We start from the raw sequence: 19,683 nt of genomic DNA, 5'->3' as shown, positions 1-19,683 counted from the left end.
TGGCGGCTCTCAGCCCTTGGTGGGCGTTCTCTCGCGCCGAGCCGGTGTCACCGTCGGCGCAGGGCGCTCCCGTCGCCGCGACCCTCGTGCCGAACGTCTTGGCAAAGGTCTTGGCGAAGGTCTCTTGCAGATCACCGCGCCCGGTAGGCGACCCGGATCTCGCCGACCCCGTCACAGGTGCCGTGCAGGACATCCCCGGGCTTGACCGCACTCACCCCGGCGGGTGTTCCGGTCATCAGCAGATCGCCGGGCAGAAGCTCGACCGCCCGCGACAGGCAGGCCAATGCCTCCGCGACCGACCAGATCATCTGGTTGAGATCGCCGCTCTGGCGCTCCGCGCCGTTGACCGCGACCGCGATCCGGCCCGCGGCCGGATGGCCGATGCGCGCGGCTGGGACGATCGGGCTGATCGGGCAGGAGCGGTCGAAACCCTTCGACAGGTCCCAGGGCCGCCCGAGCTTCTTCGCCTCGGCCTGGACGTCGCGCAGCGTCATGTCGAAGCCGACGGCGTAGCCGTAGACGAGCTCCAGGGCTTCCGCGGCGTCGATATTCGCGCCGCCCCGACCAAGCGCCGCCACCAACTCGACCTCGTGGTGGAGATCGTCGGTCTGGTCCGGGAACGGCAGTTCGCCGCCGCCCGCGACGACCGCGTTGGCCGGCTTGGCGAAGAAGAACGGCGGCTCCCGGTCGGGGTCATGGCCCATCTCCCGGGCATGCGCGCCGTAGTTGCGACCGACGCACCAGACCCGCCGCACCGGGAAGGCGGCGGCCTCGCCCTCCACGGGGATGGTCACGCATGCGGGCGGCTCGATCACGTAGCGCATCTGAGGCTCTCTAACCAATCCTGCGTATTGGTTAGAAGCTGAGGCGACGGGCGTCAAGGTCATCGATCCGCCGCTGACATCCCGGGCCGCTGCGGCATTCTCCTCCGGCGAGGATACCGGTTCGGCGCAAGAGAGCGCGTCGAAACAAAGGCTTAGGGCCGTGCTCGCTTGCAACGCGAGGGAGCCCGGCTCTAGACGGGACCGCATGGATTCCGACGCCGCCCCGGTTCTGACGCTCCTGCAGGCCTATCTCGCGAAGACGCGGCTGCCAGCCGACGGCCGGCTGCCGCCCGAGCGGATCCTGGCCGAGGCGCTCGGGACATCACGGGGCGAATTGCGGAAGGCGCTGGCGGTGATGGAAGCCGACGGCCAGCTCTGGCGTCATGTCGGCAAAGGCACCTTCCTGGGATCGCGCCCCCTGGCGGCGATCGATGAAGTGGCGGCGCTGGCGACCCGCGCGACGCCCCCCGACCTCGTCCAGGCGCGCTTGGCGGTGGAGCCAGAGCTGGCGGCCCTCGCCGCCCTGCACGCCGCGCCCTCCCAACGCGATGCGCTCCGCCGGGCGCTCCGCGCGAGCTGCGGTGCCGGGCAGACATGGCGCGGCTACGAGCTCGAGGACGCGCGCCTCCACCGGGCGATCGCCCTCGCCGCCGGGAACCCGCTGCTCCTGTTCCTGTACGATCACCTCGCCGCCATCCGGCGCGTGATGACCTGGGATCGTCCACGCGCCGCGGAGGAGGGTCCGCCGGCCGATCACCCATCCTTCGCCGAGCACGACCGGATCGTGGCCGCGATCGCCGCGCGGGATCCAGCCGCGGCCCGGCGCGAGATGGCCGCTCACGTCACGGCGGTTCACGCCGCGATGGCGCCGGCCTGATCCCACTTGCTTGAGCCGTTCGAGCCGACCACCAGGCTTCCGCGCGCAGGGCAGGCGGTCCCGTGATCCGACGCGGTCCGCGTGGAGCGTCTGCTCCGGAGCACACGGCACCAGGGCGGCGTGCCCCATCGCCGGGCCATGGCGGGATGTCAGCGAAATTCGGCTTGGCCAGAGGGTGAAGGGGCGCGGGCGGACCGGTTGCGCCTTAATGGATGCTACGGGCGGGTCGGATGACGCCCGTAAGCCGTCATTCGCTGCCCCGCGTCAGCTGGCGAACCTGCGGATCACCGCCTCGATCTTGCGCCGGTCGAAGGGCTTGCCGAGGACCACGCCCCGCTCCGGGATCTGAGCGTCGTCCCAGGGCTGCGAGGACACCATCAGCAGCTCGATCGGCGGCCAGCGGTCTCGGATCGTCAGAGCCAAATTCATGCCCACCGTCGAGCCGCGCATATCCAGGTCTGCGAACACGGTGCGGATGTCGGCGCGGGTCTCCAAGATCTGGATCGCCTCGACCACGGTGGTCGCCTCGACGGCGTCGCACCCCGCCTGTTCGACGAAGTCGACGAGCGCCATCATCAGGATCGGATCGTCCTCGACGACGAGCACGTAGGTCGGGTTCGGAGATTGGGACTGTGCCATCAGGGTCAGTGAGCGAGGACCTGAACTTCGGAGAGCGGTGCGCGGAACTCGGCACGAAGACCGAGGGGGGTGTAATCGAGGACGGCTATCCGTGTTCCGAGCAGGCCCATGCGGATCAGCTTCGACCCGAAGCCGCCCCGGCCGCTCGGTGGCTCGACCGGCGGTCCATCGATCTCGGCCCAGTCCAGCACCAGCGCGGGCGATTGATCGATCTCGAAGCGCCAGCTGATCCGCACCGTGCCGGCTCCGGTCGACAGCGCCCCGTACTTGAGCGCGTTGGTGGCCATCTCGTGCAGCAGCAGGGACAGCGACAGGGCCGCCTGCGGGCTGATGTCCAGATCCGGTCCATCGAGCGCGAAGCGGTCGAGATCCGCCTGTATCGCCAGCACGCTCTCCATCACGGCGCGCATCCTGGCGGCGGTCCAGCTCTTCTGAATCAGTACGTCGTGCGCGCGCGACAAGGCCAGCACGCGCCGCTCGAACGCCTCGACCAAGGGCCGTTCGGAGACCCCGCGGAGGGTCTGCGAGGCGATCGACTGCACGATGGCCAGGGTGTTCTTCAGGCGGTGCGCCAGCTCCGCGTTGAGGACGCCCTGCAGCTCCTCGGCCCGCACGCGCGCGACACCGACCTCAAGCCGGTCGGCGACGTTGCGCAGGAACGCCAGCTCCTCCGGTGTCCAGACACGGGGGTTCGCGTCGTGGGCGACGAAGAGCGCAACCGTGCGGCCCCGGTCGCGCACCGGCATGTTGACCATCGCACCGACGCCGATCGCCTGCAGCGCCGCAGAATCAGCGGCCGTGCGCGCGTCGGCAGTCACGTCGTTGATCACCAGGGCCTCACCCCGGCGCAGTTCTCCTCTGAAATCGCCGTACTCGTCGAACGCGTGCCGGCCTGTAAGGCTCACATGGCCGGGCGCCGTCCAGTCCGCATCGATGTCGATGAACTCCACGTCACCGACAACGCGGCCGAAGCCGGCACGGGTGGCACCCAGGGTGCGGCCGACGATCTCGGCAGCAGCCGCTGTCATCTCCGCCGCAGAAGTCAGATCGCGCAGACGGTCGCCGAGCGCCAGCATCGCGGCACGGCGGGCATCGGCTTCCACCCGTGACGTGATCTCGGAGAAGATGATTCCGAAGCGGTCGCGATTCACACGGAACGCCCGCCCTTCGTACCAGCGACGCAGAGTGCCGACTTGACGGACGAACGTCGTCTGCTCGCCGGTCACGACGACCCGGGCGAACTCATCGACCCAGGCATCCTCGATGCCGGGGAAGGTCTCGCGGATCGTGCGGCCGATCACCGTCATCGGATCGACGCCGACCAGCTTGCCCCAAGCCGGATTGACCTCAACGTAACGCCAGTCGGTGATCGCGCCGTCGGCGGCGCGAACCACTTCGCCGACGATGAACCCTTCGCTGAGGCGTTGGAACAGCCCGCGCCAGTAGGTGTCCTGCGCCCGCGTCTCGGCGCGCGCTGCGGCTTCGGCCAGACCGCTGGTTGCGGCGCCGGCGAACATGGCGAGCTGCGCGAGGTCATGCGCATTGAACGCGATCGGCACGCGCGACTGCAGCTTGAGCACGCCCAGCACGGTCACGCCGCGCAGGACGGGCGCGAACACCGCCGAGCCGATCTGCAGGGTGCCGATCAGCTCACGCTTGACGTGCGGATCGCGGCTGGCATCGACCATCAGGTACGGCGCGCCGCTTCGTGCGCAGAACCCGGCCCCGCTCCCGTCCAGCGGGATGCGCAGCCCTGCATGAGCCGCCACCGCGCCCCGCGTGGCGTGATACTCCAGGTGGGCGCCGTCCAGCAGCTCGAACACCCCGCCATCGGCCGCCGGCAGGGCCTGCATGGCGCCGTCGATCACGGCCGTGAGGATCGTTTGCAGGTCTCCCTCGGCGGCGGAGATCGCCAGCTGGGTGTCGCGTAGGGCTTCGCGGGTCCGATATGCCTGCCCCTCGTTGACACGCAGGACGTCACGGGCTTCGACGGCCCGACGCAGTTCGAGCTGGCTCAGCACCTGTCGGGCGAGCAGGCGTAAGCCGTTCTGCTGTGACGCGCTCAGCCCATTCGGCCGGGGCTTCTTGTCGATCACGCACAGGGTGCCGAGGACCAGACCGCGGGCCGTGCGCAAGGGCGCGCCGGCATAGAACCGGATGAACGGATCGCCCGTGACCAGCGGGTTGGCCGACGTACGCGGGTCGGTGGTCAGGTCCGGGATGATCAGCAGCTCATCGGGTTGCGCCAGCGCGTGGGCGCAGACCGAGCTGTTGAGGTCGGTCTCGCAATGCGGGAAGCCGATCTGCGCCTTGAACCACTGCCGATCCTCGGCAACCAGGCTGACCAGGGCCACCGGCATGTCGCAGAGCTGGCAGGCCAGCTGCACGATGTCGTCGAAGCCCGGCTCGGCCGGGGTATCGAGGATACCGTACGCCGCCAGACTTTCCAGCCGGTCTGCATCGTGGACGGCTGGGGGGACCGGCGAGGACGACATTGCATCCATTCATGTCAACGGCCCCCGCATAGGCCAAGCGCCGTTGTCGGTCATCCTATCCGTATGGTCGCAGAACGCGAATTCCAAACGAAGGCGTCGGGCTGTGCACGGCAGGGGTCCCACCACGCGCGTGCCTGCCGTGGTGCGTTCGAGGAATCGGTCCATCCTCCAGAGGTCTGCTCCCGTGGCCTATCGCCGGACAGCAGACCGGCTGGAATCCGACCGCCGAAGCCAGCCGGGTCCGGGCGACGCGGCAGGGGAGGGGCCGATCACGATCGCCCCCGCTGTCGAGAACTCAGGCCGGAGCGTCGATCGCACCCTTACGGGAGCGGCATCACCGATACCGCGGCCGGTGGACTTCCCGGCCCTCGTGGGACTGGTCGATCGGGCTCCAGAAGCCGTCCGGCGACGCACTGCGCGGATGCACGGGAACGTACCCGCCGTCCCAGCTGCGCGGCCTCACGTCGGGTGTCCTTCCGATCGCGCCATCGTCGTAGCGATACATCTCGACGCGGTCGCCTTTGGTCTGGCCGCGCCTGTCGACGGGGCCCGGCGTCTGGCTCGCGCTGCGCGCCGCGCGCTTTACCGGTGCGGGCTTCATGTCGAAGTAGTCCCGATAAACTCCGTACGACTCGCCCGCCATCGCGCCGACAGTCGATCCGAGCATCAGGACGGCTGCGAGCAGAGTCTTCATGGTCGTACACCTTCTGCCTGTGCGTCGACATTTGGCAGATCTGAAATGCCCGTCGGTCTGCCGAACGGTGTGGGATCATAGACTGCCTTTTCGAAAGCGCGGTGACGTACGGCACGGCCGAAATCTTGCCCACGCCGAACAGGATTGTGGGTTGACCGGGCATCGCGATCGGTCCGATCCGCCCCGAGCGGCAAGCTCAGCCGTTTCGTGGACGCGGCGCCCGGTCCTTAACCACGCGTTGAGCTCTCGGTCCCGGGAGCCTATGCATGGGCCCCATGGACCTCCAGACGCCCGCCATACCCGCCCTGGCTTCGTTCGCCCGCAAGCCGCCGACCGGACAGGCCGCGCCGTTCCTGCCGATGAGCCGCGCCGAGATGGCTGCGCTCGGATGGGAGTCCTGCGACATCGTGCTGGTGACGGGTGACGCCTATGTCGATCACCCGAGCTTCGGCATGGCGATCATCGGCCGGCTGCTCGAGGCGCAGGGTTTCCGGGTCGGCATCATCGCCCAGCCGGACTGGCAGTCGGCCGAGCCGTTCAAGGCGCTCGGCAAGCCGAATCTGTTCTTCGGCGTCACCGGCGGCAATCTCGATTCGATGGTGAACCGCTACACGGCGGACCGGCGGCTGCGCCACGACGATGCCTACACGGCCGGCGGCGAAGGCGGCCGGCGCCCGGACCGCTGCACCATCGTCTACACGCAGCGCTGCCGCGAGGCCTTCAAGGACGTGCCGATCGTGCTCGGCGGCATCGAGGCGTCGCTGCGCCGGATCGCACATTACGATTACTGGTCCGACAAGGTGCGCCGCTCGATCCTGGCGGATGCGAAGGCGGATCTGCTCGTCTACGGCAACGCCGAGCGCGCCGTGGTCGAGGTCGCGAACCGCCTCGCGGCCGGCGAGGCGCCGCACCAGCTCGATTCGATCCGGGGCGTCGCCCTGTTCCGCCGCGTGCCCGGCCACTACACGGAATTGCCCGCCGACGATCTCGATTCCGCGGACGAGGCCGCCACCCGCCGGCCCGGCGAGACCGTGATCCGGCTGCCCGCCTACGAGCAGGTCAAGGACGACAAGGAGGCCTATGCCCGCGCCTCGCGCGTGCTGCACCGGGAGGCCAATCCCGGCAATGCGCGCCCCATGGTCCAGCGCCACGGCGACCGCGACCTGTGGCTCAACCCGCCGCCGATCCCGCTGACCAGCGACGAGATGGATGCGGTCTACGACCTGCTCTACGCCCGCGCCCCCCATCCGTCCTACGGCGACGCGAAGATCCCCGCCTGGGACATGATCAAGTTCTCGGTGACGATCATGCGCGGCTGCTTCGGCGGCTGCACCTTCTGCTCGATTACCGAGCACGAGGGCCGCGTCATCCAGAACCGCTCGGAGGACTCGATCCTGCGCGAGATCGAGTTAATTCGAGATAAGACGCCGGGCTTCACCGGCGTGATCTCGGATGTCGGCGGGCCGACCGCCAACATGTACCGGATGGCCTGCAAGGACCCAAAGATCGAGGCGGCGTGCCGGCTGCCCTCCTGCGTCTTCCCGGACATCTGCCCGAACCTGAACACCTCGCACGACGACCTGATCCGCCTCTACCGCAAGGTCCGGGAGGTGAAGGGCGTCAAGAAGGTGATGGTCGCCTCGGGCGTCCGCTACGACCTCGCGGTCAAGAGCCCAGAATACATCAAGGAGCTCGTGACCCACCATGTCGGCGGCCGCCTGAAGATCGCGCCCGAGCACACCGAGCGCGGCCCCCTCGACAAGATGATGAAGCCGGGGATCGGCACCTACGACCGGTTCAAGGAGATGTTCGACGCCGCCGCCAAGGAGGCGGGCAAGAAGTACTACCTGATCCCGTACTTCATCGCGGCCCATCCCGGCACGACCGACGAGGACATGATGCACCTCGCGCTCTGGCTCAAGGCGAACAACTACCGCGCCGATCAGGTCCAGACGTTCCTGCCCTCGCCGATGGCGACGGCCACCGCGATGTACCACACCGAGATCAACACCCTCCGGGGCGTGCGCCGCGGCGGCAGCGAGCCGGTCGACGCGATCAAGGGGCTGCGCCAGCGGCGGCTGCACAAGGCGTTCCTGCGCTACCACGACCCCGAGAACTGGCCGCTGCTGCGCGAGGCTTTGCGCGAGATGGGCCGCGCCGATCTCATCGGGCCGCGGCCGGATCAGCTCGTGCCGTTCTCGCAGCCGCCGGGAACCGGGGCGGGCGCGGGCAGGACGGGCGGCCAGCCCCGCCCCGTGTACCGCCCGGGCGGTGGCCAGAGCTTCACCACGAAGGGCGTGCCCCTGCGCAAGTGAGGCTCGCGCGCCGCTGACGATGGATGGTCCGAGACCATCTGCCCGTCGCGGGCCGCCACCGTGATGCCGCCGCGGCCTGCCGCAAGGCTGCGATCGACGCGGGTGAGATCGTAGCGGCCGGCACCCTCCAACGGGGGATCCCGGTGCGCTACCAGCCGGTGGCGGGTCGGTTGGGCACGCGCCAGCGCCGCAGTTCGAGCGCGCCTGCGAGGATTTCGTGGGCGGGGGATGGGAAGCCCGCACAGGGGGCGTGGCCGATCGGCGAGCCGCGGACCGCGCCCGGCCTGCTTACGCGCAGGTGGTCGATACGGGCGCAGTACAAGTACGGCTCGGCCGAATCGGAACAAAAAGTGAACATGCTCCGGACGTAAGGGCAGAGCCATCGATTTGGCCCGCCGTGGCAGATGCGCCGTCGAAGGATTGGCCAGCGCGCGCGAACGTAAGCTTCAGCGGTGACCGGCGCTGATCTGCGCCCGTTCGAAGCGACGAAGGCGGCGTTCGCCAGCCTGTATCCGCGCCGCATCGGGGATGCCGCGGCCCACCCTGCGGCGACTCGTGCGGACGGCGATCGAAAGGCCAGGTGCCGCGCCAGGTCCGACACCATCCTGAGCCGCGTCCGGTTGTATCGTATGGATATTGCAACCTTAAGACGAAATCAACTATTCAACCACAAGCTGTTGATATCGATGGCGCCGCCAGATGGCCGCGGGCGTCGTGAGCTGCATCCGCTAAAGATTTGCAGATGTCTGGGGAATTCTACGTCATGCTGAGACTCGACAGCAAGGTAAACTGCTTTCGGCGACGCGCTCACGTCAGAGCACTTCTGCTCACGACTGGACTTTTCGGTGCTGTTGCCGCGTCTCCCGCTCACGCGCAGCTGCTCAGGGGCGGTTTCGATACAACCGGTGGGGGCATCCTTGGCACCGGCTTATCCGTCGGCACTACAACCCCTGGCAGCGGTATCGTGGGGACGGGTTTGACGGTCGGCACGTCCGGATCGGGCCTGCTTGGGAGCGGGCTCGGGGTCGGCACCAGCGCACCCGGCAGCGGCGTGCTCGGAACGGGCCTGATTGTCGGCACGTCCGGGACGGGCGTGCTCGGGAGCGGGCTCGGGATCGGCACCAGCGCACCCGGCAGCGGCGTGCTTGGAACGGGCCTGAATGTCGGAACGAGCGGAACGGGTGTTCTGGGCACCGGATTGCTCGTGGGCACGACGGGTCCGGGTGACGGTCTGCTCGGGACTGGCCTCACGCTCGGGACGTCCAATACGGGCGGAACCGGCGGAACCGGCGGCGGCACGGGCGGCGCCGGTGGCATGGGCGGTGGACAGGGCATCTATATCGTGACGGGCACCGTCACGCAGTCTCAGGGCCAGACTGTCGTCACCGACCTTCGGCTCTCCGCGTTCTCGGATCTCACGGGTGTGGCGGCCAACAACACCAGCCGCTTGCCCGGTCCGAGCGCAGGCGGGGATGATGCGCTGGCCGTCGGTTATGGCGCGAGCGCGTCGGGTCCGGCATCGACCGCCGTCGGGACCGGTGCCCGCGCCGCCCAGACCGGGAGCGTGGCCATCGGTTACGGAGCCGGTGCGCAGGGTCTCGGCAGTACGGCGGTGGGTACGGCGTCGGCCGCGCTCGGCGATGGCAGTACCGCCCTGGGTTTTGCCGCCGGCGCAGGCGGTTCGGGATCCACGGCGGTCGGTGCGACCGCTTCGGCGGGCGGAGACGGCAGCGTCGCGTTGGGCAGCGGCGCGCGGGCCGATCAGGCGAACGCCGTCGCCATCGGTGCCAACGTCCGGACGACGCGGGCCAACCAGGTCGCGATCGGCACGGCCGGCAGCACCTATACGTTGGCTGGCATCGCCTCGCCGGCGAGCGCGGCGGCTCAGAGCGGCCCGACGAACTTCGTGACCACGGACGCCAGCGGCAATCTCGCGGCGTCGGCCTACGGACCCGCGAGCATCGCGAGCATGGCCGGCCGGGTCGACGCGGTCCAGTCGCAGGTGAACACGCTGGAGGCCAAGACCGACGCCATGCAGCGCTACGCCATCCAGACGCGCAAGGAGGCTCGACAGGGTGTCGCCATGGCGATCGCCATGGCCACGGCGCCGATGCCCTCCGCACCGGGCAAGACCACCTGGGCCACGAACGGGGCAACCTATCGCGGTGAATGGGCGGGCGGCGTGGCGGTGGCACACCGGCTGCCCACCTGCTGCGTGCCGATCGCGGTCACGGCGGGGGTCGCGTATGGCGGCAACAACGCGCTGGGAGCCCGTGCGGGCTTGGCCGGCGAGTTCTGAGGCGGTCGCAACCCCGAGCCGGCTGCATCCGGCTCGGTGGCTCTGCGCTGGTCCGCGAACGGGGTCGAAGATCTCCGGTGACCGGGCATCCCTGAAGCAGAGCGGGCCGCCGACGTGCGGCCCATCCCGTTGGGGTCAGCGCGCGAACACCATCCCGGCGCCGAACTCCGGCTTGGACCTAATTCCACGAGACGCGCCCGATCGCTTTGCCATCGGGCGCGTCTCTCAACCATTGTTGTGACGCGCTGAGTTGCGCCGAACCGGTTTGCTCTTCGGCGCCGCGCGTTCTAGCGGCCGTCCAGCGAGGGGCCACCCGACGTACCACCGGTACCGGGCGGCCCGCTGGTCGGTGTTCCGCCGATATTCACGTTCGGCGTCGTTCCAACCACGGGTGAATTGCTGCGGTTGGCCTCGTTGCCTCTGGTGATCGGGCTGGGACCTAGATCCCGGGCGCCAGGGCTCACGCCCCCGGTGCCGGCTGGCGGAGCCACGCCCGTATTGCCGGCGCCGCCGGTGACAACCTGGGCCGCGGCAGGACCCGCCAGAGCGATGCCCAGGGCTCCGACGAGCGCGATTATAGTCCGGACCATGCGGTCTCCCCGTGTGACTGTTGCAGCACAGGAACGGCCAGGGCGGGGCACGGTTCAACGGACGCGCGTGCCGGCGGGTCCGACACGTCGTCCCTGTCGGCCCGAGGGGCTCCCGGGCATCGGTCCCGTGCGGGATCGCAACGGCTAGGGCGGCCTTGCGTCCCGCACGGGAGGCGCGAGGTCCCGCGTGCGGGCTTATCCCTTGAGCTGCTTGTTGCACGCAGAATAATAGCCGCCGCCCTTCTGGATCCATCGGGCGTCGCCCAATGTGCCCGCAGCCTTGGCCGCATTGTAGCTGTCCAGGCACGTGTGCATCCGGGCCTTGCCCGGCGACTCCTTGGCGTATTTCGGGTCGACGGCGCGCGGGTAGGCGGCCGATCCGGGGGCCGCTGCCGGTGCCGGAGCGGTTCTCGATGCGGTCGTGGTCGGCGCTGGGGCGGCGGTCGATGCGGACGGCGCAACCGGGTTCGGCACCGTGTTGCTCGAAGCGTCGGCCGCCGCGCCGCACGACGCCTTGCGGAAGTCGTTCCAGGTCTGACCGTTGAGTGTGCCGGCCTGCTTGGCGGCTTGATACTTCACCGAGCAGTCCTTGGTGGACAAAGCCGCGGCGGGGGTGGCGATCGCGGCACTGCCCGCGACCAGTAGGGCAAAAGAAACCAGGCGGCCCATGATTACGAGTCTCCAATGCATCTTTAGTGCGATCGGAGAGCGTAGTGCAGTCTTGAGCCAATGGAAGCGTGTCTGACGCGTTTTTGTAGGCCATCCGGCCAACGAGCATTGTCAGCCGCTTCCGTTGCGTCATCCGCAAGGCGCGGCGTCACATCGGGGGGCTGACCGGGCGATGGGAGCTCCATCCGTGCGGCGCTCCGATCGCGGTGGCTGGAGCGATGCCCCAACCCAATCGGAGGGGCGATGAGAACGTTGGGGCGTCTCCGCGAGGGGCCGTGCCACCCGGTGTGTAGCATTTGGATCACACTCAATCGATCGCGGTGTGGCCAGCTGCAACCCTAATGCCGCAGAGTTGTTTGTGTGCTCGGCCGCGGACATCGCGATGTATTCCGGTGACCAATCGGATGTTCACGGACGGTTTACTATGAGACGGCGCCTCATGATGGTTGGGTGTGTCCGTAAAACTACAGCCAATTCGATCAGAGACCGGTAGCCTTGGCACCAGATCGAAACACTGGATCAACCCACATGACCAAGCTTCTCGCCTCGCTCGCCGCCTTCACCGCCCTGACGGCCGCTGCCTCGGCCGCCGACCTGCCGCGTCGCGCCGCCCCGCCGCCCGTGTTCACCCCCGTGCCGGTGTTCACCTGGTCGGGCGCCTACTTCGGTATCAACGCCGGCTACGCCTTCGACGCCTCCAGCCGCTCCACCGGCAACAGCTTCGGCGTGCCCTTCCCCTACGCCACCCCCGGCACCGTCGCCACCTTCCGCAACAACAGCCAGGACGGCTTCTCCGGCGGCGCCCAGATCGGCTACAACTTCCAGCTGACCCCGGGCAACGGCGTGGTGTTCGGCATCGAGGCCGACGCCCAGTACCTCGACTTCGGCCGCAGCCGGAACAGCTCGTTCATCTCCGGCGGCGCGCTCGCCCCCGGCTACTACGTCACCGATCCGCGCGGCCTGTCGAGCCTCGACTACTTCGGCACCGTGCGCGGCCGCCTCGGCTACGCCTTCGACCGTACGCTCGTGTACGGCACCGGCGGCTTCGCCTACGGCTCGGGCAGCGCTGACCGCTCCTTCGGCGGCTACGCCGGCAACGACAGCTTCCGCACCGGCTACGCGGTCGGCGGCGGCATCGAGTACGCGCTCCCCACCGACTCGTTCCTGAACTTCTTCCGCTCCTCGGCCGTGACGCTCAAGGTCGAAGGCCTGTACGTCAACCTCGACCGCAACACCCGCAACCAGGGCGCGTTCGTCATCAACGCCGCCAACAACTTCCCGGTCGTCACCAGCGGCGTCGGCCGCCGCTCCGACGAGTTCGCCGTCGTCCGCGCCGGCCTGAACTACAAGTTCGGCTCGTACTGAGATCCGGTCGCGCTGCTCCCGGCCATCCTGCCGGGAGAACACGGCGGCGGGCGAGGGGTCGTTGGTCCTCCCCACCGTTCACCGCCGTCGAAGAGCAGCCGATGGGCTGCCCTTCACGTTTCCAGCCCGATCACACGGGCCGCGCAATCGGCGACACCCTGGGGGCCCCCGCTCCCGGGGTGTTTCTTTGTCGTGAGGCGAGGCGCCGTCACGCCTATCGCCCGGCGGGCAGTTTGATCAGGTCTGTGCTTCAGCGCACCGTCCAAAACACCCGATCGCACATAGCGTGGTCGTGGGCTGCAGTGCCCCCTCGGCAGCCCGATCCAGCGGCGCAGTGACCCTCCCGGGTTGCTGCGCCGTTGTCGTTCGAGCGGGCGCTCTCATCGACACGGCGCAAGCGGCCGCCGGAGGTCCGGCGAGGCCTGCGGCCCGTGATCAGGTCACGACGAAACCGTGCGCGAAGGGATCGCGGTCGTCGATGAAGATCGTGTTGATTCCGGTCTGCCGCGCCCAGCCGGCGATCGAGGGGACGATGGCGGAACGGTCCGCCACGCTCGCTACCGCTTCGACCCGCCCCTTGAACAGCGAGCCGATGATCGACTCGTGCACGAAATCGTCGCCCACGGCGAGTTTCCCCTTGGCGGCAAGCTGCGCCATCCGCGCGGAGGTTCCCGTCCCGCAGGGGCTACGGTCGATCGCCTTGTCGCCGTAGAAGACGGCGTTGCGGGCATCGGCCTGCGGATCCCGGGGGGCGCCCGTCCAGAGAATGTGGCTGAGGCCGCAGATCTCCGGGTGCTCCGGATGCACGAACGTGTACTTGGCGTTGAGTGCAGCGCGCAGCTTCGGAGACCATCCGACCAGCTGTCCGGCCGTGTGGTCGGCGAGGTCCCGGAAGTTCCGCTGCGGCTCCACGATGGCGTAGAAGTTGCCCCCGTAGGCGACATCGATCACGATCTCGCCGAGCCCATCCACCTCCGCCGTCAGCCCTTCGGCGAACAGGAAGCCCGGCACGTTGGTCAGCCGGACCTCCTCCACGAAGCGCCCCTCCTGGCGGTAGGTGATCTCCACCTTGCCCGCCGGGGTGTCGAGGGACAGGCGGCCGGGCGTGCGAGGCGTCACCAGCCCGTTCTCGACCGCCATGGTGACGGTGCCGATCGTCCCGTGACCGCACATCGGCAGGCAGCCCGACGTCTCGATGAACAGGACGGCGACGTCGCAGTCGGCCCGGGTCGGCGGGTAGAGGATCGAGCCCGACATCATGTCGTGTCCGCGGGGCTCGAACATCAGGCCGGTGCGTACCCAGTCGTAATCGCGCAGGAAGTGGGCCCGCCGCTCCAGCATCGTCGCCCCGTCGAGGCGCGGGCCGCCCCCCGTCACGAGGCGGACCGGGTTCCCGCAGGTATGCCCGTCGAGGCAGGAGAACGTGTGGTTGGCCATGGGCGAGTCTCGGTCAGAAGCGGCGTGGCGAGAACGGGGCGATGTCGATGGGGGGTGATCGGCCGGTCAGCAGGTCGGCGACGAGGCGGGCCGTGCCCGCCGATTGGGTCAGCCCGAGATGGCCGTGGCCGAAGGCGTAGACCACGCGGTGTGTCGCACGCGCCGGGCCGATGACCGGCAGGCTGTCGGGCAGGGAAGGGCGGAACCCCATCCACGGGCGGCCGCCTTCGGGTTTCAGATCGGGCAGGAAGGCACGCGCCTTGGCCAGCATCGCCTGGGCCCGGCGGAAATTCGGAGGCCGCTCCAACCCGCCGAACTCCACGGCGCCACCGACGCGGATGCCGTCCGTCAGGCGGGTGACGACGAAGCCATGGCCGCCGAAGGTGATCTGGGTGCGCAGGTCCAGGGCACCGGCGGGCAGGGTGGTGTTGTAGCCGCGCTCGGTCTCGAGGGGGATCCGCTCGCCCAGTGTCCGAGCGATGCGGTGCGAGAAGGCGCCCGCCGCGAGCACGACCGAGGCGGCCCGGCGCATACCCGCATCGGTCTCGATGACGACCGCGTCGCCGTCGGGGCGAAGCCCGGTCACGGCGGCCCGCGCGATCGTCCCGCCGGCTGCCCGCAGCCGGTCGGCGAGGGCGACGGTGTAGTCCTTCGGGTCGGGGATCGCGTACCAGTCCGGCGTGAAGGTGCCCCGGACGAACCGCGGGGCGAGGCCGGGCTGAAGAGCGGCCATCTCTTCCGCCGTCAGGTGATCGAACGCGATGCCGTGCCGGGCCCGCGCCTCCCAGCCCGGAAGGGAGGCCGCAAACTCGCCCTCGCTGTCGTAGACCTGGAGATTGCCCTCCCGGCGCAGCATCGCGGCCGTGCCGCTCAAGGCAAGGAACGGCTCGAGTTCCGCCTTCGAGAGATCCATCAGGGCGGTTTGGGCCTCCGTCGAGGCCGCGACCCGCCCGGGGGCGCAGGCCCGGCCGAAGCGGAGCATCCACGGCAGGAGGAGGGGCGCGTAGGCCGGCGGTACGCTCAAGGGCCCGAGGGGATCGATCAGCCAGCGCGGCGCCTTGCGCAGGATGCCGGGCGAGGCCAGGGGCAGGATGTCGGAGAAGGCGAAGGCGCCGGCATTGCCGGCCGAGGCGCCGGCTGCCGGTCCCTCCCGGTCCAGCACCGTCACCGGGAATCCCCGCGCCTGGAGCGCCAGCCCGGCCGAGAGGCCGATGACCCCCGCGCCGATCACCACGACGCGCCCGTCCTGTGACGCCGTGCCCATCTCAGTGGGTCGCCGCGAGGAAGGCGTGGGTCTCCGGCTCACGCGGCGCGCCGAACAGCGCGTCCGGCGGCGCGATCTCGGCCATCACCCCCCGATGGAAGAAGGCGACCCGGTCGGACACCTCCCGGGCGAACTTCATCTCGTGGGTGACGCAGATCATCGTCATCCCCTGGGAGGCGAGCATCCGCAGCGTGTCGAGCACCTCTCCGACCAGCATCGGGTCGAGGGCCGAGGTCACCTCGTCGAACAGCATATATTCCGGCGACATCGCCAGGGCGCGGGCGATGGCCATCCGCTGCTGCTGGCCGCCCGACAACCGGGTCGGGTAGACCGTGAGCTTGTCGGCAAGGCCGACGGCGGTGAGGTGCTTGAGCGCGATCTCCTCAGCGGCTTGCCGCGTCAGCCCGAGAACCTTGCGCGGCGCCAGCATCACGTTCTCCAGCCCCGTGTAATGCGGAAACGCGTTCCATTGCTGGAACACGATACCGATCTTGGAGCGCAGGGCGTCGAGATTGGTGCCCTTGCCGTGGACATCGATGCCGTCGACCACGATCCGGCCGGACGCGATCGGTTCCAGTCCATTGATGCAGGAGGAGGGTCGACTTGCCCGATCCCGAGCCGCCGATGATCGTCACGACTTCACCCTTGTGGACGGTGAGGTCGATCCCCTTCAGGACCTCCAGGGACCCGAAGGATTTGTGGACGTTCTGAATCTCGATCATCGGGGAGACCAGCGCTTTTCGAGAAGTCCGCGGAGCCGGGCGATGGGGAATGACAAGAGGAAGTAGATCCCGCCGCAGATCATCAGGATGAGCAACGGCTCCTGGAGGCGGGTGACCAGGATCTGCGAGGCGCGCAGCAGTTCGATCAGGCCGAGCCACAGGACCAGGGCGGAATCCTTCATCACGCCGAGCGTGAGGCCGATCCAGGAGGGCAGGGCCACCCGCGTGGCCAGCGGCGCGACGACGAAGGTCATGTCCTGCCGCCAGGACAGCCCCAGGGAGCGGGAGGCCCGGCGCAAGGGCTGCGGTACGGCGGCGATCGCCCCCCGCACGATCTCGGTGCAATAGGCGGCCGTGTAGAGGGACAGCACGATGCAGGAGGTCGTGAACGGCCCCCAACCGAGCTTCGCGATCGATTGAGCGGCGTTGGCGAGCACCAGCTGGATCAGCAGCGGCACCGAGCGGAACACGTCGAGCAGGAAGGTCAACGGCGCCGTCCAGATCGGGCCGAACTGGACCCGCAGGATGCCGCAGAGGATCCCGAGGACGGTGCCGCAGGCGACCGCGACCGCGGTGACCGCAAGGGTCAACCCAGCCCCCTGCGCGAGGAAGGCGAGGTCGGCCAGGGTGAGGGCGGTCGTCGGCATGGCCCGCCTCCTCAGTAGGTGAACAGGCGCCAGGCGACGAGCCGGGCCGCGAGGGTGACCGCCTTGGTGATCACGTAGTAGATCACCGCCGCGATCGCGAAGAACTCGAAGGTCCGGAAGGAGCGCGCGTTCAGCTCCTGCGTGACCCCGGCAAGATCGGCATTCATGCCGACCGTGACGCCGAGCGACGTCATCAGGATGGCCCAGACCATCTGGTTCGTGGTCGGCAGGAAGGCGATCCGCAGCATCTGCGGCAGCACGATCAGCCGGAAGGTTTGGCCGCCAACTCAGGCCGAGCGAGCGCGCGGCCCGGGTCTGCGTCTCCGGGATCGCCGTGAGGGCGCCGCGGAAGTTCTCAGCGAGATAGCCGGCGTTGTTGAATGCGATACCGGAGAGCAGGGCCGTGAACGAGCCGAGATGGATGCCGAAGGCGAAGAGCCCGAAATGAGCCATGTAGATCTGGAACAGGCCCGGCGTGTTCCGCGCGATCTCGACCCACCCCGTGGCGATGGCAGCCGCGAACCAGTTCCCGGACCGGCGGCACAGGGTGAGGACGACGGCCAGGACGAGGCCGATCGCCATCGACTGCAGCGCGATGCCGAGCGTCACGCGGGCGCCGTCGAGCATCTGCGGCAGGGCCGCGAGGGCTTGGTTCCATCGGAAACTGTAATTGAACATCCCACGTCCTCGCGCGAACGATGACGGCAGGGCGCAGCCGATCCGAAGGCCGGCGCCCTCGCCATGATCAACGGTAGACGCCGGGGACCAGCAGGTTCGGGGCCTCGCCGCCGACCCACTTCTTGTAAAGTTCGGCGTAGCGTCCGGTGCGTATCTGTTGATTGATGAAGAGATTGAGGAAGTTGATCAGCCCGTATTCTTCTCGGCTGGCGAACAGCGACACGTAGTCGATGTCGAACGGAGCCTTGCCGGCGAGGGTAATACCGGGGAACTTCCCCGATTGGATGGTTGCCTACACCGACGTCGCCGGCGACACCGTGGCGTCGATCTGCCCCTGGCTGAGCGCGAGATAGACATCGGCCTGGGTCTGGTAGGGGCGGAACTCGCCGACGCCCCACGCCTTCACCTGCTTCTCAAGGGCAATCGCCTCGTAGGTGCCGGCCGGCGCACCAACGGTCTTGCCCTTCAGGGTCTCGAAGGACGAGATGCCCGCCTTGCCGTTGGTCGCCACGACCATCTCGAAGGCGAAATAGGGGATCGACATCCCGACGGTCTTGGCGCGCTCGAGCGTATCGGAGGTGGACGCCATGCCGAGATCGACGCGGCCGGACATCAATGCCGGGATCCGCTCGGGGAACGGTGTCTCGACGATTTCCGCCTTCACGCCGAGGGCTTTTGCCAGATCGTTACAATAATCGACATCAAAACCGACCGGCTTGTTCTGCGCATCGCGCGAACACATCGGCTTGAAATCGAGAACGACAGCGCAACGCAGTTTACCCGAGGCAATAATGTCATCGATCTTGTCGGCTTTGGCCGGGATGACAAGCAATTCGGTGGCCAGCAGAGTCGGAATGAGGGAACCTAATCTCATGCCATCTCCCGTATCACTTCCGGCTCGCTCGGCCGTCTCGCGTTATGGCTTTCTCATAAAACAAAAATACATAAAGTGTGCAACAACAGTTTTTGCAACCTAAAGAGATGTTTGCCCCTCAGCTGGCACATCTTGTCCGGGATGCGGACGTGCAAACGAGGCTCGATGTCATGACCGACGGTGCCGCACTCACGACCGAAGCCCTCGCCCAGCGAATCGGGGCGATCTTCCGGGCTCACGGTCTGAATGCCGTTCAGGCGGAGGCCATCGCCGGCGTGATCGCCGCTGCCGAGCGGGACGCCTGCATATCCCACGGGATCTACCGGATCGAGGGTGTGCTGCGCACGCTGCGCGCCAAAAAGGTCCTGGGGGATGCGCTGCCCGAGGTCTGTGCGGATGACGGCACAGCGATCGTCAGGGTCGACGCCCGCGGGGGGGGGCTTCTCCAATCCCGCCTTCGCGTTGGGTCTACCGCTCCTGGCCGAGCGGGCCCGCGCCTTCGGACTCGCCGCGCTGGTGATCAACGAGGGTACGCATTTCGCGGCTCTGTGGCCCGAGGTCAAAGCGGTCGCGGCCTGCGGTCTGGCCGGTCTCGCGCTGTGCCCGAGCTATGCCACCGTGGCTCCGGCCGGGGGGGCGCACGGCGCTGCTCGGCACGAACCCCCTCGCGTTCGGATGGCCGCGCCCTGGCGGCCTCCCCTACGTGTTCGATTTCGCCACGTCCGTCGCGGCCCGGGGGGAGATCGAGCTCCGGCGGCGCGCCGGTGAATCGCTGCCGGAGGGATGGGCGCTCGACGCCGCCGGCGCGCCGACCACGGTGCCGGAGGAGGCCCTCGCCGGGGCGATGCTGCCCTTCGGCGGGCACAAGGGTTCGGCGATCAGCACCATGATCGAGTTGCTCGTTGGAATCATGATCGGCGACCTCATCAGTCCCGAGGCCCTGGCGCATCTTGGCACGACGGCCCTTTCGCCCAGGCATGGCGAGGTGATTCTGGCCTTCTCGCCCGAGGCGTTTGCCGGGCATCGGGCGGGGGATCCGTTCGCCCGGGGCGAACGGCTTTTCGAGGCCATCCTCGACCAGGGCGCGCGCCTCCCCTCGGAGCGCTGCTTCCGGGCGCGTGCTGAGGCCGAACGCACCGGTATCGTTTTGAGCGGCGCCGAAGTGGCCCTCCTCGAACGGCTCCTGGCCGAGGCCGGTGAGCGGGGCGATTGAGGCGCAGGGACGAATACAGCCGCCGCTCCCGATGAGGCGGCGGCTGCGGCCTTGGCACGTCTTCCGGCACCGCGGACTAAG

The 19,683-nt window shown here is 68.6% G+C and carries 13 protein-coding genes and 4 pseudogenes; 5 read left to right on the top strand and 12 right to left on the bottom strand.

Annotated elements, in window-relative coordinates:
- Nucleotides 1-131: 131 nt before the first annotated feature.
- A complete protein-coding gene (locus tag OXS27_RS27245) occupies nt 132-824 on the bottom strand; it encodes a fumarylacetoacetate hydrolase family protein (RefSeq protein WP_267360339.1) in 693 nt (230 codons plus the stop codon).
- A 205-nt stretch (nt 825-1,029) separates the two neighbouring features.
- Here OXS27_RS27245 and OXS27_RS27240 point away from each other — a divergent pair, with 205 nt between their 5' ends.
- Nucleotides 1,030-1,701 (top strand): FCD domain-containing protein, encoded by a 672-nt coding sequence (locus OXS27_RS27240; RefSeq protein WP_267360337.1) that lies wholly within the window; start codon nt 1,030-1,032, stop codon nt 1,699-1,701.
- 264 nt (nt 1,702-1,965) lie between these two features.
- Here OXS27_RS27240 and OXS27_RS27235 read toward each other — a convergent pair whose 3' ends face one another.
- The 3 genes from OXS27_RS27235 to OXS27_RS27225 form a co-directional block, all read right to left on the bottom strand.
- The gene (locus tag OXS27_RS27235; protein WP_243915990.1) at nt 1,966-2,340 is read right to left on the bottom strand and encodes a response regulator; all 375 of its coding nucleotides are present in this window, start codon (nt 2,338-2,340) and stop codon (nt 1,966-1,968) included.
- A gap of 5 nt (nt 2,341-2,345) precedes the next feature.
- Nucleotides 2,346-4,835: a GAF domain-containing protein gene (locus tag OXS27_RS27230; RefSeq protein ID WP_267360333.1), complete on the bottom strand. Its 2,490-nt coding sequence runs from the start codon at nt 4,833-4,835 to the stop codon at nt 2,346-2,348.
- Nucleotides 4,836-5,169: 334 nt separating this feature from the next.
- Nucleotides 5,170-5,529 carry a hypothetical protein gene (locus tag OXS27_RS27225; RefSeq protein WP_267360331.1) on the bottom strand — a complete coding sequence of 120 codons (360 nt, stop codon included), beginning with the start codon at nt 5,527-5,529 and terminating at the stop codon, nt 5,170-5,172.
- A 359-nt stretch (nt 5,530-5,888) separates the two neighbouring features.
- On the opposite strand from OXS27_RS27225, the gene OXS27_RS27220 reads away from it, so the two are divergent.
- Nucleotides 5,889-7,844 carry a YgiQ family radical SAM protein gene (locus OXS27_RS27220; RefSeq protein WP_267360356.1) on the top strand — a complete coding sequence of 652 codons (1,956 nt, stop codon included), beginning with the start codon at nt 5,889-5,891 and terminating at the stop codon, nt 7,842-7,844.
- Between the two features lie 964 nt (nt 7,845-8,808).
- A complete protein-coding gene (locus OXS27_RS27215) occupies nt 8,809-10,143 on the top strand; it encodes a hypothetical protein (protein WP_267360329.1) in 1,335 nt (444 codons plus the stop codon).
- A gap of 287 nt (nt 10,144-10,430) precedes the next feature.
- Here OXS27_RS27215 and OXS27_RS27210 read toward each other — a convergent pair whose 3' ends face one another.
- Together OXS27_RS27210 and OXS27_RS27205 are read right to left on the bottom strand one after the other, a co-directional pair.
- On the bottom strand, nt 10,431-10,733 hold the full coding sequence (locus tag OXS27_RS27210) for a hypothetical protein (protein WP_267360327.1): 303 nt from the start codon (nt 10,731-10,733) through the stop codon (nt 10,431-10,433).
- A gap of 195 nt (nt 10,734-10,928) precedes the next feature.
- The gene (locus OXS27_RS27205) at nt 10,929-11,402 is read right to left on the bottom strand and encodes a hypothetical protein (RefSeq protein ID WP_243915999.1); all 474 of its coding nucleotides are present in this window, start codon (nt 11,400-11,402) and stop codon (nt 10,929-10,931) included.
- Between the two features lie 528 nt (nt 11,403-11,930).
- Here OXS27_RS27205 and OXS27_RS27200 point away from each other — a divergent pair.
- Complete coding sequence (locus OXS27_RS27200; protein ID WP_267360322.1) at nt 11,931-12,767, top strand: porin family protein; 837 nt, start codon at nt 11,931-11,933, stop codon at nt 12,765-12,767.
- A 435-nt stretch (nt 12,768-13,202) separates the two neighbouring features.
- On the opposite strand, the gene OXS27_RS27195 is transcribed toward OXS27_RS27200, so the two are convergent.
- The 6 genes and pseudogenes from OXS27_RS27195 to OXS27_RS27170 all read right to left on the bottom strand — a co-directional run bounded on the left by OXS27_RS27195 (nt 13,203) and on the right by OXS27_RS27170 (nt 18,389).
- Nucleotides 13,203-14,204 (bottom strand): 4-hydroxyproline epimerase, encoded by a 1,002-nt coding sequence (locus OXS27_RS27195; RefSeq protein WP_267360320.1) that lies wholly within the window; start codon nt 14,202-14,204, stop codon nt 13,203-13,205.
- A 13-nt stretch (nt 14,205-14,217) separates the two neighbouring features.
- Entirely contained in the window at nt 14,218-15,468 is a 1,251-nt protein-coding gene (locus OXS27_RS27190) for an FAD-dependent oxidoreductase (RefSeq protein ID WP_267360318.1), read from the bottom strand.
- A gap of 1 nt (nt 15,469) precedes the next feature.
- A pseudogene (locus OXS27_RS27185) lies at nt 15,470-16,190 on the bottom strand (amino acid ABC transporter ATP-binding protein).
- On the bottom strand, nt 16,187-16,837 hold the full coding sequence (locus OXS27_RS27180; protein ID WP_267360316.1) for an amino acid ABC transporter permease: 651 nt from the start codon (nt 16,835-16,837) through the stop codon (nt 16,187-16,189). The pseudogene OXS27_RS27185 and the gene OXS27_RS27180 overlap by 4 nt, the downstream one beginning before the upstream one ends.
- Before the next feature lie 11 nt (nt 16,838-16,848).
- Nucleotides 16,849-17,515, bottom strand: a pseudogene (locus tag OXS27_RS27175) (amino acid ABC transporter permease).
- A 67-nt stretch (nt 17,516-17,582) separates the two neighbouring features.
- Nucleotides 17,583-18,389: pseudogene (locus OXS27_RS27170) on the bottom strand (transporter substrate-binding domain-containing protein).
- 170 nt (nt 18,390-18,559) lie between these two features.
- Between OXS27_RS27170 and OXS27_RS27165 the strand changes: the two are divergent.
- Nucleotides 18,560-19,602: pseudogene (locus OXS27_RS27165) on the top strand (Ldh family oxidoreductase).
- The last annotated feature ends 81 nt before the right edge of the window (nt 19,603-19,683 follow it).

Origin of the sequence: Methylobacterium sp. GC_Met_3 (genome assembly GCF_026540775.1) — a bacterium.
Taxonomy (GTDB): Bacteria; Pseudomonadota; Alphaproteobacteria; order Rhizobiales; family Beijerinckiaceae; genus Methylobacterium.
This window is presented reverse-complemented; position numbering and strand designations above follow the sequence as displayed.